This is a genomic window from Syntrophotalea acetylenivorans, from assembly GCF_001887775.1.
GTDB lineage: Bacteria > Desulfobacterota > Desulfuromonadia > Desulfuromonadales > Syntrophotaleaceae > Syntrophotalea_A > Syntrophotalea_A acetylenivorans.
The window spans coordinates 3,017,633-3,033,903 of the sequence record NZ_CP015519.1; the positions used below are offsets into that span (position 1 = coordinate 3,017,633).

Annotated in this window: 15 protein-coding genes; 7 read left to right on the top strand and 8 right to left on the bottom strand. The window is 54.6% G+C overall.

Going from position 1 to position 16,271, the window contains the following annotated elements:
• Positions 1–76 precede the first annotated feature (76 nt).
• The 7 genes from amaB to A7E78_RS13865 all read left to right on the top strand — a co-directional run bounded on the left by amaB (position 77) and on the right by A7E78_RS13865 (position 8,370).
• Complete coding sequence (gene amaB / locus A7E78_RS13835) at positions 77–1,615, top strand: L-piperidine-6-carboxylate dehydrogenase (RefSeq protein WP_072284812.1); 1,539 nt, start codon at positions 77–79, stop codon at positions 1,613–1,615.
• A gap of 115 nt (positions 1,616–1,730) precedes the next feature.
• Positions 1,731–3,092: an L-lysine 6-transaminase gene (gene lat, locus A7E78_RS13840; protein WP_072284813.1), complete on the top strand. Its 1,362-nt coding sequence runs from the start codon at positions 1,731–1,733 to the stop codon at positions 3,090–3,092.
• A complete protein-coding gene (locus A7E78_RS13845; protein ID WP_072284814.1) occupies positions 3,092–4,720 on the top strand; it encodes an FAD-binding oxidoreductase in 1,629 nt (542 codons plus the stop codon). Before lat ends, A7E78_RS13845 begins: the two co-directional genes overlap by 1 nt.
• On the top strand, positions 4,713–6,059 hold the full coding sequence (locus A7E78_RS13850; RefSeq protein ID WP_201258010.1) for a hypothetical protein: 1,347 nt from the start codon (positions 4,713–4,715) through the stop codon (positions 6,057–6,059). The genes A7E78_RS13845 and A7E78_RS13850 overlap by 8 nt, the downstream gene beginning before the upstream one ends.
• A gap of 58 nt (positions 6,060–6,117) precedes the next feature.
• Positions 6,118–6,699: a hypothetical protein gene (locus A7E78_RS13855; protein WP_083553154.1), complete on the top strand. Its 582-nt coding sequence runs from the start codon at positions 6,118–6,120 to the stop codon at positions 6,697–6,699.
• Between the two features lie 220 nt (positions 6,700–6,919).
• On the top strand, positions 6,920–7,756 hold the full coding sequence (locus A7E78_RS13860; RefSeq protein WP_072284815.1) for an MBL fold metallo-hydrolase: 837 nt from the start codon (positions 6,920–6,922) through the stop codon (positions 7,754–7,756).
• A gap of 272 nt (positions 7,757–8,028) precedes the next feature.
• Positions 8,029–8,370: a PAS domain-containing protein gene (locus tag A7E78_RS13865; RefSeq protein ID WP_072284816.1), complete on the top strand. Its 342-nt coding sequence runs from the start codon at positions 8,029–8,031 to the stop codon at positions 8,368–8,370.
• Between the two features lie 132 nt (positions 8,371–8,502).
• On the opposite strand, the gene A7E78_RS13870 is transcribed toward A7E78_RS13865, so the two are convergent.
• From A7E78_RS13870 to dapA, 8 genes are all read right to left on the bottom strand, one after another.
• Positions 8,503–9,348 carry an alpha/beta hydrolase gene (locus A7E78_RS13870; RefSeq protein ID WP_072284817.1) on the bottom strand — a complete coding sequence of 282 codons (846 nt, stop codon included), beginning with the start codon at positions 9,346–9,348 and terminating at the stop codon, positions 8,503–8,505.
• 662 nt (positions 9,349–10,010) lie between these two features.
• Positions 10,011–10,526 carry a thermonuclease family protein gene (locus tag A7E78_RS13880; RefSeq protein WP_072284819.1) on the bottom strand — a complete coding sequence of 172 codons (516 nt, stop codon included), beginning with the start codon at positions 10,524–10,526 and terminating at the stop codon, positions 10,011–10,013.
• On the bottom strand, positions 10,526–10,951 hold the full coding sequence (locus A7E78_RS13885; RefSeq protein WP_072284820.1) for a hypothetical protein: 426 nt from the start codon (positions 10,949–10,951) through the stop codon (positions 10,526–10,528). Before A7E78_RS13885 ends, A7E78_RS13880 begins: the two co-directional genes overlap by 1 nt.
• Before the next feature lie 22 nt (positions 10,952–10,973).
• Complete coding sequence (larE, locus tag A7E78_RS13890) at positions 10,974–11,783, bottom strand: ATP-dependent sacrificial sulfur transferase LarE (protein ID WP_072284821.1); 810 nt, start codon at positions 11,781–11,783, stop codon at positions 10,974–10,976.
• Positions 11,784–11,787: 4 nt separating this feature from the next.
• Positions 11,788–12,711: a cysteine synthase A gene (cysK, locus tag A7E78_RS13895; protein ID WP_072285179.1), complete on the bottom strand. Its 924-nt coding sequence runs from the start codon at positions 12,709–12,711 to the stop codon at positions 11,788–11,790.
• A 352-nt stretch (positions 12,712–13,063) separates the two neighbouring features.
• Positions 13,064–14,296 (bottom strand): LL-diaminopimelate aminotransferase, encoded by a 1,233-nt coding sequence (locus tag A7E78_RS13900; protein WP_072284822.1) that lies wholly within the window; start codon positions 14,294–14,296, stop codon positions 13,064–13,066.
• Positions 14,297–14,509: 213 nt separating this feature from the next.
• Complete coding sequence (dapB, locus tag A7E78_RS13905; RefSeq protein WP_072284823.1) at positions 14,510–15,313, bottom strand: 4-hydroxy-tetrahydrodipicolinate reductase; 804 nt, start codon at positions 15,311–15,313, stop codon at positions 14,510–14,512.
• A gap of 34 nt (positions 15,314–15,347) precedes the next feature.
• Complete coding sequence (gene dapA / locus A7E78_RS13910) at positions 15,348–16,226, bottom strand: 4-hydroxy-tetrahydrodipicolinate synthase (protein WP_072284824.1); 879 nt, start codon at positions 16,224–16,226, stop codon at positions 15,348–15,350.
• Between the last annotated feature and the right edge of the window lie 45 nt (positions 16,227–16,271).

A 16,271-nucleotide genomic window follows, 5' to 3' on the forward strand; every position in this document is an offset into this window, starting at 1 on the left:
TGGTCGTTGCCAGAGAGCTGCCGGTTGATAAACTAAAACTAACAAGCAACAGCCTTTTGGCAGCCGGGAGGTACGGATGGACTTTCTCAGGCGATTGCATATTGAGGCCGTGAATTACGGTGCCTGTACGGGGCAGGATTGGGACGAGGAATGCGCCGAGCAGTGCTTTAAAAGCATTTCACCAGCCGACGGGCGAACCATTGCGGGGGTGCGACCGGCCTCGATGGCCGCTTGCGAACGGACCATTGCTGCTGCCGAAGCCGCTTTTGCCGAGTGGAGGCAGCGGCCGGCACCCCAGCGGGGCGAAATCGTCAGGCAGATTGGCCTGCGGCTGCGGGACTGCAAGCAAGATCTTGGCGCCCTGGTTTCCTACGAGATGGGAAAGTCGCTGCAGGAAGGGCTTGGCGAGGTTCAGGAAATGATCGACATCTGCGACTTTGCCGTTGGCCAGTCGCGCATGCTCTATGGCCTGAGCATGCATTCGGAACGCTCGCTGCATCGCATGTACGAGCAGTACCAGCCTCTCGGCATCGTCGGCATCGTCACCGCCTTCAACTTCCCGGTGGCGGTATGGGCTTGGAACGCTATGCTCGCTGCGGTGTGCGGTGATGTCTCGATTTGGAAACCTTCCTCTCAAGTGCCTTTGTCGGCCATCGCAGTCCAGAAAATCATTGCCGGTGTGCTGAAGGATAATGAGCTTCCGGAAGGAATCTTTTCTCTGCTGATTGGTTCCGGTGCCACTATTGGCGAAACCTTGTTGCACGATGAGCGGTTGCCGCTGATATCCTTTACCGGGTCGGTTCCGACCGGCCGTCATGCCGCCGAAGTGGTGGCACGGCGCCTGGGACGTACGTTGCTGGAGTTAAGCGGTAACAACGCTATCATTCTAACGGAACACGCGGACCTGGAGGTGGCCCTGCCTGCAGTCGTTTTCGGGGCTGTAGGGACTGCTGGGCAGCGGTGTACCACCACCCGGAGGTTGATCGTTCATGAACGGATCTATGAAAAGGTGAGTCGGGCTTTGCTGAAAGCCTATCGAGGGCTGCGTATCGGTCATCCCCTTGACGAGACCAATCATGTCGGGCCGCTGATCGATACTCGAGCGGTAACCGCCTTTCAGGACGCGCTATCCGCGGTAAAAGAGCAGGGTGGGCATCTTCTGTTCGGTGGCGAGGTGTTGAGTGGTAAAGGCTATGAGTCGGGCTGCTACGTGATCCCGGCTCTCGTCGAGGCTGAGAATCATTACCCCATCGTCCAGCAGGAGACTTTCGGCCCGATTCTCTACCTTATTCGTTATTCCGGCGAAGTGACGGAGGCTATTGCTTTGCAGAACGATGTTCGTCAGGGGCTTTCGTCGGCAATTTTTACCGATCATCTGCGTCAGGCGGAAAAATTTCTTGCCGCTTCGGGGTCCGATTGTGGCATCGCTAACGTCAATATTGGGACCTCGGGGGCTGAGATCGGCGGCGCCTTCGGTGGCGAAAAGGAGACCGGCGGCGGACGCGAATCGGGCTCTGATGCCTGGAAGGTCTATATGCGCCGACAGACGGTAACCATTAACTACGGCGGTGAGTTGCCGCTGGCGCAGGGGATCCGCTTCGAGCTAAGCGAGTAACGATCGTGACACGTGATGGGTAATCGGTAACAGGTGAACAGCACCATACCTGGCACTGCATAATCTCTTGCGCATTGAAACCTTACCGGGACCTTTTCGAAATGTGGGGTACAACATGATTCAACCTAATGACGTGAAAAAGATCCTGTCCCGTCATATGCTGACGGAGGGTTACGATATTATCCTCGATGTAAACCGGTCAAGCGGCAGTTGGTTCGTCGATGAGCGTAACGGCGAACGCTATCTTGATTTTTTCTCCATGTATGCCTCCATGGCGGTTGGTTACAATCATCCCCGTCTGCTGGATATCGAAGCTCAGTTGGGTCGGCTGGCAGTCAACAAACCCTCCAATTCCGATGTTTATACCATCGCCATGGCGGAGTTTGTCGAAACCTTCTCCCGGCTGGCGATTCCCGGGTATTTACCCCATGCTTTTTTCATCGATGGCGGTGCTCTGGCGGTAGAAAATGCCCTCAAGACAGCCTTCGACTGGAAAGTGCGCAAGAACCGCATGGCAGGTCTCCGGGAAAATTCCGGCGGTCAGGTGATCCACTTTCGCCAGGCCTTTCACGGACGCAGCGGGTACACCCTCTCCCTGACCAATACCCACGATCTGCGCAAGATCAAATTTTTTCCTACCTTCGATTGGCCGCGTATCGTTAACCCAAAAGTAAGCTTTCCCCTTGACGAAGCGAACCTGGCGCAGGTTCTTGCCTTGGAAACTCAGGCGCTGGCGGAGATCGATCGCGTCGTTCAGGAGCAGGGCCCCTTTATCGCTGCGCTGATAATTGAACCGGTTCAGGGGGAAGGGGGGGACAACCATTTCCGGCGGGAATTTTTACAAGCCTTGCGCACACTTTGCGATGAGCATGACATTCTGTTGATATTTGATGAGGTACAGACCGGTGTCGGTCTCACAGGTCGTTTCTGGGCACACGAGCACTTCGATGTAAAGCCGGATATCCTGGCCTTTGGGAAAAAGACCCAGGTTTGCGGCATCCTGGCGTCACGGCGTATCGATGAGGTCGGCTGCCACGTCTTTAAGGAGCGTAGCCGTATCAACTCGACCTTTGGCGGCAACCTGGTCGACATGGCCCGCTGTCGGCAAATTTTGCAGATCATCGAAGAAGAGCAGTTGCTGGAAAATGCCCGTTGTCAGGGCGAACGACTGCTCTTTGGACTGCAGCAGTTGGCGATCGATTTTTCCGAGACAGTCAGCAATCCCCGGGGGCTGGGCTTGATGTGCGCTTTCGATGCACCGGATCATCTGTGCCGGGATCAGCTGGTCAAGGCTTGTTTCCAGAACAAGTTGTTGTTGGTGGGTTGCGGTCGTCGCAGTATCCGCTTTCGCCCCCATTTGATCGTTCGTGCCGAGGAAATCGAACAATGCCTCTCTATTCTGCGTGGGGTTTTGCAACGGGGTGATTATCGTAGTCTGGAGATTCATCGCGACCCTTGCCTCGGCGGAGGTCCCTGATGAAACAAAAGGGAAAATTGCTGGCGGACAAACTGGGTGAATTGCTGCAGGGCAAGGTGCTGAGCGAAGCCCGGGACTTGCGACGCTTTAACCGGGACCAGAGTATCTATCAGATCGATCCGCTGGTGGTGGCACTTCCGGCGAATCTGACTGATGTGCAGCGACTGATCGCGTTTGCTGCCGAAGAAGGCCTGCCGATCACTGCCCGGGGCGGGGGGTCAGGCACCGTGGGGAGCGCCTTGGGCAGCGGGATTGTGATGGCCCTGCCGGAAGCCGGATCGGCCAGTGAACCAAACGGTGATTCCTGGAACCGGATCGGGGAGCTTGCCGTCGATGCTCAATCGGCAAGGGTTTCTGTCGGTGCCGGAGTTTTTCACAACCGGTTGCAAAGCTATCTAAAGGCGCAGGGTTTTTTTCTTCCTGCCGATGTCTCCAGTGCGGATATCAGCCGCATCGGTGGCAATATTGCTACCAAGGCCAGCGGCCCTCATGCGCTGAAGTATGGCTCGATCGACCGGTTTATCGAGAGCCTGGAGTTTGTTACTGATCGTGGGGAGTTGGTAAACACTGCCGATGAGCAGACCATCCCTCTGCGCTTTAAAGAGCAACTAACCGCGTTGCAATCCAGGGTGCTGGATGACGAAGCGGCCCGCACCTTTCTCGAGAGCCGCGCTCAAAGAAAGATAGCCAGCGGCTACAATCTGTTTGCTTTTATCCGCGAGTTGAATTTTGGGCAGCTTCTCGCCCAGTTGATGGCCGGCAGTGTCGGTACCCTCGGTCTGGTTATGTCTGCTAGCCTGCGAGCTGAAATTTATCAGCCGGAAAGAGCAGCGGTGTTGCTTTATTTCGATCGCTTGGCCGAAGCGATGCGGGCTGTGGGTGTATTACGTGAAGTCGAAGTGAGCGCCATCGAGGTGATCAGCCGGGAGACGGTGCGCATACTGCGCCAGCAGACCAAACTACCTACAGGTCTGACAGTGGATGCCCACCTGCTGCTGGTCGAAGTGACCGGCCCCGAACGATTTGTTTTGCTGGATCAGGTCAGCAGAGATTTACAACGCAATCAGGTGCGAATGGCCAAGGGGCAGGTCGTGGCAAGGGAGACGGCTCAGGTGGATGAGATTTGGGCTCTGCGCAAGCAGTTGTTGTGGTTGATTCGCCATCCGGCACCCAACCTTCGGGCATTGTCGGTGGTCAACGATGTCGGTGTTCCTCCCGAAAACCTGGCAGCTTTTGTCACCGAGGTGGAACAGGTCTTTGTTCGCCAAGGCATGACGGCCCTAATTTACGGACATGCCGGCAGCGGCAACCTTCATTTGAGACCGTTGTTTGATATTCATCGCCCCGACCTTGCAGAACATATTCGACATTTGGCGGATGAGGTATATGGGGTGGTGTTTCGTCACGGCGGTACCATATCTGCCGAACACGGCATGGGGCGGTTGCGGGCTCCTTACCTGCAGCGGGAATGGGGCTCGGCCCTTTACGAGACCATGCGGCAGCTGAAAAATATTTTCGATCCGCAGGATCTGTTCAATCCGGGAGTGATGTTCAATAACCGGCCGATAACCGATCATCTGCGTCCGGACTTTCTGCAACGGAATACCCAGGGAGAGAATGATGATTGAGCAACGTTTCATTTGGCAGAGACACGCCGAAGCAGAGCAATGGGTACTCAAATGTCTTGAGGACTTTTGCGAAAAAAATCCAAACTTGCAATACCTGTCCGAAAAATTTCTGCAGCAGGCCAGTTGCCGGCTTTACGATTGGGTCGATCACCTGCTATTGTCCGATTCCCCAGCCTTACGTCGACAACTCTCCGGGTTAGGTTTTGAGCTGCTGCCGGATATGGTGCAGACGGTCTACAGTCATCCGGGGGCTCTGCTGCCGGATATTGTCTTGCTCGGTGACAGTGCCGGCATAGAGTCGGGCGTAACACTGCTGGTTGAGTGTGTTAGTGAATTTCTACAGGTTAACGGCTTTAGCACTGAGATAGAGGGAAGTCCTTTTAGCGCCTATCGTCGTGCTTTGTTAGGGGTTACAGGGGATATTTCGCTTTCGGTCGCCGAACGGAGGGTCCGCCGGGTCTTTGAGCCTCAGGGGCTGACCGATGCCGAGTTGCGCGATTATTTGGCGGCGCTGGAACTGTGGCAGTGTCGACCGCGTAGCAGCACCGATGAAGATTTGGCATGGAAGGAAACCCAACGTCTTGCCGAACAGTTAACAACTCAGCTGGGTAAAGATCGGGCCGCTCAAGTGGTTTGCCTGGGTGAGCGCACCTATTGGCAAAGCCGCAACCTGATCGGTCGGCTGCAGAAGGGTCGCCAAGACATCTTGGGCCTGGGCTGGGCCAATCACGATCACCATACCTTTCGAAGTTCGCGGCGTAATTTCGTCCACCTGGTGAATTTGTTTACAACGCTCGGTTTTCATTGCCGAGAACGCTTTTATGCCGGTCGCGAGGCCGGATGGGGTGCCCAGGTCATGGAGAACCCCGAGGCCGGTTTAAGTTTGTTTCTTGATGTCGATCTGGCGCCGGAAGAAGTGACCACCGACTTTTCGCGACAAGAGTTGCCTGAACAAGAGCAACTCGGTACCATCGGCCTGTGGTGTGCTTTGCATGGTGATTCCATCTTTGAGGCCGGCATGCACCATCTGGCGGCTCGTTGCGATTTTTTGAGGCTTGACGAAGATATTGCCAGGCACGGGCAACGATTCATGGCACCTTTCAGTGACTTCCCCTATCTCAAGCAGGCCTTCAGTGTCGCCGAGCGTTGGCAACCCGATTCGGCCAGGGTGAATAGTTTGGTCGAGTCAGGAAAAATCAGCGCCGAGCAGGGGGACAAATTTATTGAGGAGGGGGCGGTCGGCAGCCACCTGGAAAACATTCAGCGCAGCGAAGGCTATAAGGGCTTCAATAAGAAAAACGTCAGCGCCATCATCCTGGAAACCGATCCTAGAAAGTAACCGGCGACGGGGGAGAGGTTCCAGGAGGCGGTGGAGATTCGAAAGACAGGGGTAACGAATGCGATCAAGTATAAACAAGATGTTTTTGCTGTTGGGGTTGGTGCTTCTGCTTGGCAGCAACTGTCAAGCACTGGCTATGGACACCGGGTTTGTGAGTCTTTACGGGGGGCGAGCCTGTTATGACGACTTGGCAAATATTCTCTCGAAGAGAGAATATGTCGATTCTTATGTTGCGGTTTTATCCGTCGGCAAGGGGCTAAGGGACTATAAACATTATCTTCGGCTGGAGGGCGAAGGACAGGTCGCAAAACATTGGGGGGAGCAAGATCACTTTGAATTTAACGCCCTGCTCGGGTTGCGTTGGTTGCCGTTTCCATGGGACCGCTATCTCGATACCAGCTTTGCTATGGGAGCGGGGCTTTCCTATGCCACCGATGAGCCGGAAATCGAAGTTGAAAAAAACGATAGAACTGCGCGAATGCTTGGCTATCTAATGTTTGAGCTGGGGGTGGTCGTACCGCAACAGCCGAAGTGGACCTTGTTTGCCCGGGTGCATCATCGCTCTGGAGCTTTTGGCCTTTTTGACGGGGTGAGCGGCGGATCCAACGTGGTCGGGGCGGGGCTGAGGTATTCCTTTTAGAAGTCTGGCTGCTTGTTTAAAGTCAGCTCATAAGGTTCTTTCTTGCGTTCTTCACCTGTAAGTTTGTGGACCCTCTTTTGAAGCTGGCCCGGCTTGTCTTTTGCTCCCTGCGATGGCGTAATTATTGAACCGATAGTCTCGAATTGCTAATAGTAGGGTAAATAGTTCCAGCTTTAAATGGCATTTTGAGCCTTTGATATTAAAAATGGGGGGGAGATTCATGACCGTTCGACTGACGATTCTGTGCGAGAATACCGTAGCCAGGCCCTTTGGTCTTCTCGGAGAACACGGTTTTTCCTGCTATCTGGAAACTCCTGAAGGCAAATATTTATTCGACACCGGACAGGGCCAGACTCTGGTTCCCAATGCCCGCACTCTCGGAAAAAATCTGGCGGACATCGATGCACTCCTTATCAGCCACGGTCATTACGACCATACAGGTGGTTTGCCGCAGGCCCTGGAAGCAAACAATAGTCTCAAGGTCTACGGCCATCCCGATATTTTCACCGCTCGTTACTGGGACATTCAAGATCAGCGGCGTTATGTTGGTATCCCCTACCAACGCGATTATCTTGAATCGCTTGGAGCTCATTTTTGCCTGCAACGAGAAATGCAGGTTATCGGCCCAGGGGTTTATCTGACCGGTGAAATTCCACGGCGGACTGCCTTTGAAAAAGGGGATAGCCAGCAACTGGCAGTGTCTCCGGACGGCACTATTCAACAACCCGATCCAGTGGCGGATGACCTATCCATGGTAGTGGCCTCACCGAAAGGGCTGATTCTGGTGCTCGGTTGTGCCCATGCGGGACTGGTGAATATTCTCCAGTATGTATCGGAAAAGTTTGATGGTAAGCGTATCTATGCGGTGGTTGGTGGGACTCATTTAGGGTTTGCCGGCGCCGAGCATTTTGAAGAAACCCTTAAGGTGCTCGATCATTTTCAAATCGAGAAGATCGGTGTTTCTCACTGCACCGGTTTGCCCAAAGCGGCGCAACTGGCTTCTCGCTTGGGAGAACGGTTTTTCTTCGCCAGTGTTGGCACCGTGCTCACGGTCTGATGAGGGGGGCATCCCTGGCATAGCAAAAATGCTATTAAATTCTAATATATAAAAAGTAATATGTTGACAAAAAGGCTCTTTCTGCTTGAAAGTAGAACGGTGTTAGAATAAGGCCTTTCCAGGGTCGCTCTATTTGCTCGCATTCGAATCACAGTGTTCAAGAGAGACCGTCCGGGAATGTCTATACACTCTATATGGCCACTTGTTGCGCTAGCCCGGGGCCATATGTTGCAGCACATTGTCTGCTAACCATGCGCCTAGGAGGAGCAAAAATGAGTGAGATCAACCAAGCTTGGGAAAACCTGAACACGGCTGTTGTTGTATCGGACCCTGATTTTAACGTAACCTACGCTAATAAAAGGGCTTACGAACTCTTTGATGAACTGGAGATTGCCGGACTGGAAGTTGGCAAAAACATGGCAGGCTGCCATCAGCCGGAAACCATGGTCAAATTGAAGGCCATTTACCAGGATTTTGCCGACAAAAAGATCAAGATCAACCACCTGACCATGGACGGCCCCGAAGGGACCCTGACCATCGTTAATGTGCCTTTCTACAATGGCGATGCTCTGGGGGGCGTAGTGGAAATGGTTTTCGAAGGTTCCTTGGCCTGATTAACTTGAAACCGAAGCCTGCAATTATTGGCAAAGGGGTAGATTGTAAACAAGGAACCTGACGGAATTTCTCGTCAGGTTCCTTGTTTTTTGCCTGGATGTCCGTTTGAGGTTATGGCCCTTTGCCGTTGGTCATCGCCCCTGATGGGCCGATGGCGGAAAGGATTCTTTGATGAAATCCCGCCACTGTTCCCAATAGGGCTCACCGCCGATATTATAGGTGTCGTTGTGGCCGGCACCGGGGATGAGATAGAGGGTCTTGGGGTGTGAAACTCGGGCGAAGAGCTGCTGAGCCATCTTTGGCGGTACGATGCGATCGCGGTCGCCTTGGAGTATGAGTACCGGACAGCGCAGTTGATCGATCTTGCCCAGGTTGTCGTAACGGGAACTGAGGGCCCACCAACCGAACAGAGCATAGCTCAAAGGTTGGTGGTGCCATCCCATGCGCGCCACCGAGGTGAAGGCCGATTCCAGCACCAGGCCGTCTGGCGGCTTCTCAAGGGCCAGCTGCAGGGCCACCGCGGCTCCCAGTGAACGGCCGAAATAGATCATTTGCTGCGGCTTCCAGCCCCGTTGCTGCAGCCAGGCCAACGCTCCGCGCATGTCTTTATAGCTGCCCTGTTCGCTAATCTGGCCTTCACTTATTCCGTAACCCCGGTAATCGAAGATAAACACCGACAGCCCCAGTTTCTGGAAGTGAGCCAGATTATCGATGCGGTGTGAGATGTTGCCGGCGTTACCATGGGCAAAGAGCAGTAGCGGCTTCCCCTTCTTGCCCGGCAAAAACCAGCCGTGCAGACTCACGCCGTCGGCCGCAGAGAAACGCACCTCCTCGTAGGTCAGCCCGGCCACCCCGGGGGAGGCCTGCAGGGTTCGCTCAGGAAAAAAGATATAGTGTCGGTCCATGGCGTCGAAGGCGTACGCAGTGCCGCTGAGCAGCAGTGCGATAATCGGGAACAGCAGCCGCTTAGCGCTCATGATTCCCCCATTCAGGTTTGGTTATTACCAGTTTACCAAGCGGGAACCTTATCGCCGACAATGTATAGATTGTTTTCTGTGCTGATTTCAAACCTGAAAAGTTGTTTAAACTGTTTGCAATTATTAAATTTAGTGGCAAACTTCTAATAAAGAAAGTGCTCAGGCAACGTCAGCCCTGTTCGATTTAGTCAAGGGAGGAGTCACGATGGTCAAATGTAAGAGTTGTGGACGTAAAGTGGGAGAGTCTTTGCTTTGCTGTCACTGTGGTTATCCTCATTCGGTAGCCAAGGTCATTCCTTGGCCCCGGAAACTTTGGCCGGTAGCTCCGCGGCAGTTCTGGAAGGCAACCATGTTGCTGTCCATACTTCTCGGGGTTGTGTCTGCGGTCGGAATTTATATCAATATTCAACGTGGCTTGTCGTGTCTGTATTACATTTATCCTTTTGCACTGAGCGTGATCGTCTTCCTGTGGGCCGACCTGGGTTCGCGGAAGAACCTCCGTTAAGGCAGTTGTCCGAGCAGCTTGAAGAAATAACAAAGCCAGGCAGATAGATTCTGCCTGGCTTTCAAACTTTTTGTGCGCAAGAAGGGAGGGCAGCTAGAATAAGCATGCTTCTTGATCATGGCCCTGAGAAAAATCAATCTGCAATATGTCTGTCCACCTAAAGATGTTTTCTTTGCCACAGGCCATTCTTATTGCACCGTGCCTGGGATTCGGCTTCAAGAAAGTCGGTTTTCTGTTCAAAATCAAAGCGCTTGTAAACCACGGCAAAGCCTTTCTCCAATAGCAATCGGTTGAGCAATCGGCCATCCGGTAAATAGACGTAAGCCAGCAGGCGGTTATAGCGGTCCCGTTCTTTGTTCTCGGTTTTCAGTACTACAGTCTCCCCCTTAACAGATTCGATAAGGTAGGTTTTCCCTGCCTGGTTGATGTGGCGCAGGGTGGCCGGTTCAATGCCCCAGCGAAGGTAATAGCGATCCCTCTGAGAAGCCTTGTGCTCCGGTGCGTCGATACCGAGCAGGCGCACGGTGCCGATGCCAGTGACTTCGATGCTGTCACCGTCGTAGATCCATTTAACCCGGCCGGAAAGAGTTTCGGCAGAGGCTGATGATGGCAGCAGGGCCAATAGCAACAAGAATGAGCAGATTAGGGTGCTGCGACGAAGTTGCCGGAACATCAGGAACGGCCCCATAGCAGGCGGGCAAAGAAACCGGTGAAGAATCCCCATGTCAGGTTATAGGCGAAAACGAACAGGGGGGTGAAGGTGCCGAGGCCGAAACCGAAGGCGCCATGAAGGGTCTGGTTGGGGAATACGTAGAAAAGTTGCCAGGCGGTAGGCAACAGACTGACCCAGAGGCCTTTGCGAATCCAGCCGGTTCGGGCCCGGGGGCCGGCAACGGTAATGAAATAGGCCAACCCCCAGAGACCGCCCCAGATCAGCCGGGGATAGAGCCAGGCCAAAGACCATTGGGGGGCCAGGGTTACCCCGGCCAGTTGGGGCAGGCCGAGGTTGCCGCTGAGGCAAACGACCAGGCTGTTAAATAGAGCACCGAGTAGTCCGGCGCAGAAACAGACGCTTAGTATGGCCTTGGTGCGATGCATGTGCCCCTCCCAAAAAACAGGTTTAAGAGAGCTCCTCGTTCAGGCTGCCGGTGCGGTAGCCTTCCAGATCGAGGGTTACAAAGTGAAATCCGGCTTGTTTGCAGTGGGCGACCAGCTCACTGCGCAATGGTTCCTGGATCAACTCGTACAGTTGGGCTGGTGGCACCTCGATTCGGGCGGTGTTTCCATGATGTCGGACCCGGTAGTTGTTGAGCCCCGCCCGGTTGAGAAAGGCTTCGCAGGTTTCCACCTGGGAAAGGGCTGCGGTTGTAATCGCCGTGCCGTATGGGATGCGTGAAGCCAGACAAGCGAAGGCTGGTTTGTCTGCCGTCGGCAAGCCAAGCTGATGGCTCAGAAAGCGTATATCCTGTTTGGTCAGGCCTGCTGTGACCAGAGGAGAGGAAATTCCCAGCTCTTTGATCGCTTCGCTACCAGGACGATAATCGCTAAGATCATCGAGGTTGGAACCGTCCACCAGCCGAGGAAAACCTAATTCCTGAGCCCGGTCCAGGCAGGATCGCATCAAAACCTTTTTGCAATAATAGCAGCGTTTGGCGTCGTTGCGAGTCACCTCTGGTGTTTGTAGCGGGTCGATGCTGATCAGTTCTTGATGAACACCGAGTTGGGCGGCCAGGGCTTTGCTTTCTTTTTGTTCGCGGATGGGAAAAAAGGGTGAAACGGCTGTTACGGCAAGCACGCGCTTCGCTCCCAGCAGATCTCTTGCAACGCGTAACAGTAAGGTTGAATCGACACCGCCGGAAAAAGCCACGGCGATAGATTCTAAGGAGGCCAGTTGGTTTTGCAGGGCAAGTAATTTTTCCTGCGGGCTCATTGGCTCAGCCCTTCACATCGAAGACGCCGGTCGACAGATAGCGTTCGCCCGTATCGCACAACACGGTGACTATGTTGTGACCGGGACCGAGCCGCTTGGCGATCAGCTGAGCGGCCGCGACATTGGCGCCTGCAGAGATGCCGACAAACAAGCCTTCCTCACGGGCCAGACGGGCAGTAGTCTCCATGGCCAGTTGATCGTCGATAGTTATCACTTCCTGGTAGATGGCGGTGTCGAGCACTTCGGGGATGAAACCGGCTCCGATGCCTTGAATGCGATGGGGCCCGGGTACACCGCCCGACAATACGGGGGAGGCGGCCGGTTCCACGGCGACAATGAGTACCTCGGGGATATGCGCTCTCAAGGCACGACCGACACCGGTAATGGTACCTCCGGTACCTACTCCGGCGACAAAGGCGGCGATCTGGCCTTCCAGGGCGGCCAGAATCTCCGGGCCGGTGGTCTGCTCATGGACCAGGGGGTTGGCCGGGTTGTTGAACTGCATGGGCATAAAGCATTTCTTTTTGGTGCTGATCTCCTGGGCCTTGGCAATGGCCCCGCGCATGCCTTTAGCGCCGGGAGTCAATACAAGTTCGGCACCGTAGGCGCCGAGCAGTCGCTGGCGCTCTATGCTCATGGTGTCCGGCATGGTCAGAATTAGCCGATATCCCTTGACCGCGCAGACCAGAGACAGACCAATACCGGTATTGCCGCTGGTCGGTTCAACCAGGGTGTCTCCCGGTTTGATGCAGCCGTCCTGCTCTGCTTGTTCGATCATGGCCAGGGCAATGCGGTCTTTAACACTGCCACCCGGGTTGGTCGATTCCATTTTACCCCAGATACTGGCGCTGCCGGGCTCAGCTATTTTGTTGAGGCGCACCAGAGCGGTTTTGCCGATCTGATCAAGGGAACTGTCGCTGATGGGGATGGTCACGGGTACCTCCAGGTGGATGGGTCGAAAAGGGATCTCTCCCACTTAAATGGATTTTGGCAGAGCTGTCAAGGTTGATGGCGTCGCAAAAAGTCCGCCCTACGGCGTTACGGTGTATTTTCAGAGCCTCGACATACTCGATGTATGCTTTCACCCCTGAAAAAACACCAAGCCTTGTAGGAAAACATTTTTGCTTAGCCATCCTGCAAATTTTGGTGAAAGTATCAAATTCGAAATAGTTCGGTTCCTACCGTCTGAAAACTGACACCGTCTTGTCCCGCCAGCTTTTTTTCAGGGTTCAACAAAAAGGCGGCCTTATGGCCGCCTTTCCTTCTTCTTAACCTTTGAATTACGCCAGGTTTTCTTTGATCCGCTTTACGGCTTCAATGACGTTTTCACGGTCACCGAAGGCCGAGAGCCGGTAGAAGCCTTCGCCGCTGGGGCCAAAGCCGCTGCCAGGGGTGCCAACGACGTGGCATTCAGAGAGTAATTTGTCAAAAAAGTCCCAACTGCTCATGCCACCCGGGGTCTTGAGCCAGATGTAGGGGGCGTTGATGCCGCCGTAAACGGTCAGACCGGCCGCCTGCAGGCCTTCGCGAATGAGGCGGGCGTTTTCCATGTAGTAGTCGATGGTTTCCTGTATTTGAGCCCAGCCTTCATCTGAATAGACGGCGGCGGCGGCTTTCTGTACGGGGTAGGATACGCCGTTGAACTTGGTCGACTGACGGCGGTTCCACAGTTTGTTGAGAGAAGTCAGTTCGCCGCCTTCGGTACGGGCCATCAGAGCTTCCGGTACCACGGTGAGAGCGCAGCGTACGCCGGTAAAACCGGCAGTCTTGGAGAAACTGCGGAATTCGATGGCACACTTTTCTGCGCCTTCGATTTCGTAGATGGAACGGGGAATGCCCGGTTCGGTAATGAAGGCTTCGTAGGCAGCATCGTAAAAAAGCACCGCTTCGTTGGCCAGAGCATAATCGACCCACTGCTTCAAAGCTTCTTTAGTGGCTACGGTACCCGTCGGATTATTGGGATAGCACAGATAGACGATGTCGACCTTTTCAGTGGGAATAGCCGGGGTAAAGCCGTTTTCCTCGGTACAGGGCAGGTAGACCAGGCCATCGTAGTAGCCCTTTTCGTTGGCTTCTCCGGTGCGGCCGACCATGACGTTGGTGTCATTGTAGACAGGGTAAACCGGATCGCAGATGGCCACTTTGTTGTCTAGGGCAAAGATATCGAGGATATTGGCGCAGTCGCACTTGCTGCCGTCGGAGATAAAAATCTCTGAGGTCTTCAAGGAGACACCCAGAGGCTTATAGGCCTTCTCGATGAGGGTGTCGATAAGAAATTCGTAGCCTTGTTCGGGGCCGTAACCCATGAAAGAGTCGCCTTGGGTCAGATCGTCTACCGCCTTATGAAAAGCGTCGATGATCGCAGGCGCCAGGGGCTGGGTAACATCGCCGATGCCGAGTTTGATGACCTTGGCTTCAGGATTGGCGTCGGTAAAGGCTTTAACTCGCCGGCCGATTTCGGGAAACAGGTAACCGGCCTTGAGCTTGAGATAGTTGTCGTTTAAACGTGCCACAGAAAACCCTCCAGTTGTTTTATTGATTCAGTGCGAATTCTTAGTAGCTTAGATTGGTGAGCGAAGTCACTTAAGCTATGAACCGATCAAAAACCAAGTCCTTATCGCAGAGGTCGCAGAGAAAATTAAAGCGATACTTTCAAGCAGCTCTCTGCGTTCTCTAGTGAGCAAAGCGAACGGGCGGTGAAAACTGGTTTTGATTATTGTCTTTGCTCATTTCAGCCCGAGAATATCCTGCATGTCGTAAATGCCGGGCTGTTGTGCGTCGATCCAGCCGGCCGCCCGTACCGCGCCGCGGGCGAACATGTCGCGGCTCATGGCCCGGTGGGTAATCTCAATGCGCTCACCCATGCCGATGAAGTAAACGGTATGCTCGCCGACAATATCGCCGCCGCGCACGGTTTGCATGCCGATCTCGTCCTTGGTCCGGGCGCCGCACATACCTTCGCGATGGTAAACGGCACTCTGCTGATAGTCGCGGCCAAGGGCGTCGGCGACGATTTCCCCCATGCGCACCGCGGTACCGCTCGGGGAGTCCTTTTTCTGGTTGTGGTGCAGTTCCACAATTTCCACGTCGAATTCAGGCCCGAGGATTTTGGCGGTCTCCTTGAGAAGCTTGAAGCAGGCGTTGACCCCGACACTCATGTTGGGCGCCAGGACCACCGGAATCTGTTCCGCAAATTTCTCTACAGCGGCCCGCTGTTCCGGGGTAAATCCGGTAGAGCCGATGACCATTTTCTTGCCAAGGCGGGCACAGACTTCGAGGTTTTTAAGAGTCACCTCGGGGAAGGTGAAATCGATGAGCACCTCGGCATTCTGCAGGGCCTGTTCGTGACTGTCGGTAATAGTGACGCCAAGGGGCCCGCAGCCGGCGATGCTTCCGGCGTCCTGGCCGAGCATATCGTGGCCGGCCATTTCAAGCGCGCCGGCCAGTTCCAGGCCTTCGCTTTCCTTGATGGCGGTGATGATGCGACCGCCCATACGTCCGGCAGCGCCATTTACAGCGATTTTAACCATAGTTTCCTCCCCGGATTGACGGGTTATCTGTGACTTAAGCGATCAGGCCGTGACGGGCCATGACCGTTTTCAGTTGTTCGATGCTCTGTGGCTGCATGGTCACCAGAGGTAGCCGCACCCCGGCTTTGCATCGTCCCATCAGTTCCAGAGCTGCCTTGGCCGGGGTCGGATTCGACTCGATGAACATAATGTTGTGGATGTCGAGCAGTTTAAAGTGCTGCTGCCGAGCATCCTCCCAACGGCCTTCCTCAATAGCGGCAACCAGGGCTTTGACCGCCGCCGGCATAATGTTGGCCGTGACCGAGATCACTCCTTTGGCGCCGACGGACATGAAGGGCAGGGTCAGGCTGTCATCACCGGACAGGATGGCGAAATCTTCACCGGTACAGGCCAGAATCTCACCGGCCTGGTTGACGCCGCCGGAAGCATCCTTGAGACCGATGACATTGGATATCTCGGCGAGACGCACGGTGGTCTCTACGGTCAGGTTGATGCCGGTACGACCGGGGACGTTATACAGCATTTGCGGAATGGCAACCTGCTCCGCTACCGTCTTGAAGTGCTGGTAAAGCCCCTCCTGGGAAGGTTTGTTGTAATAAGGGGTGATGAGCAACGCACCGTCCGCTCCCGCCTCTTTGGCCGCCTTGGTCAGTTCAATGGCTTCGCTGGTAGAGTTGGAGCCGGTGCCTGCCAAAATCGGCACCCGCTTGTTGACCTGCTCGACACAGGCGCGAATGACCTCCATGTGGCCCTGGTGATCGAGGGTGGCCGCTTCACCGGTGCTGCCGCAGGGTACGATGCCGTCGGTACCGTTCTCGATCTGGAACTCGACAAGTTGTCGAAAGGCCTCTTCGTCAAAGCGTCCCTCACTGTCGAAGGGGGTGACGATGGCCACAATAGATCCTCTGAACATGACTGGTTCCTCCAGTATTTACTTATCGATTAGTCGCCTTTTGCT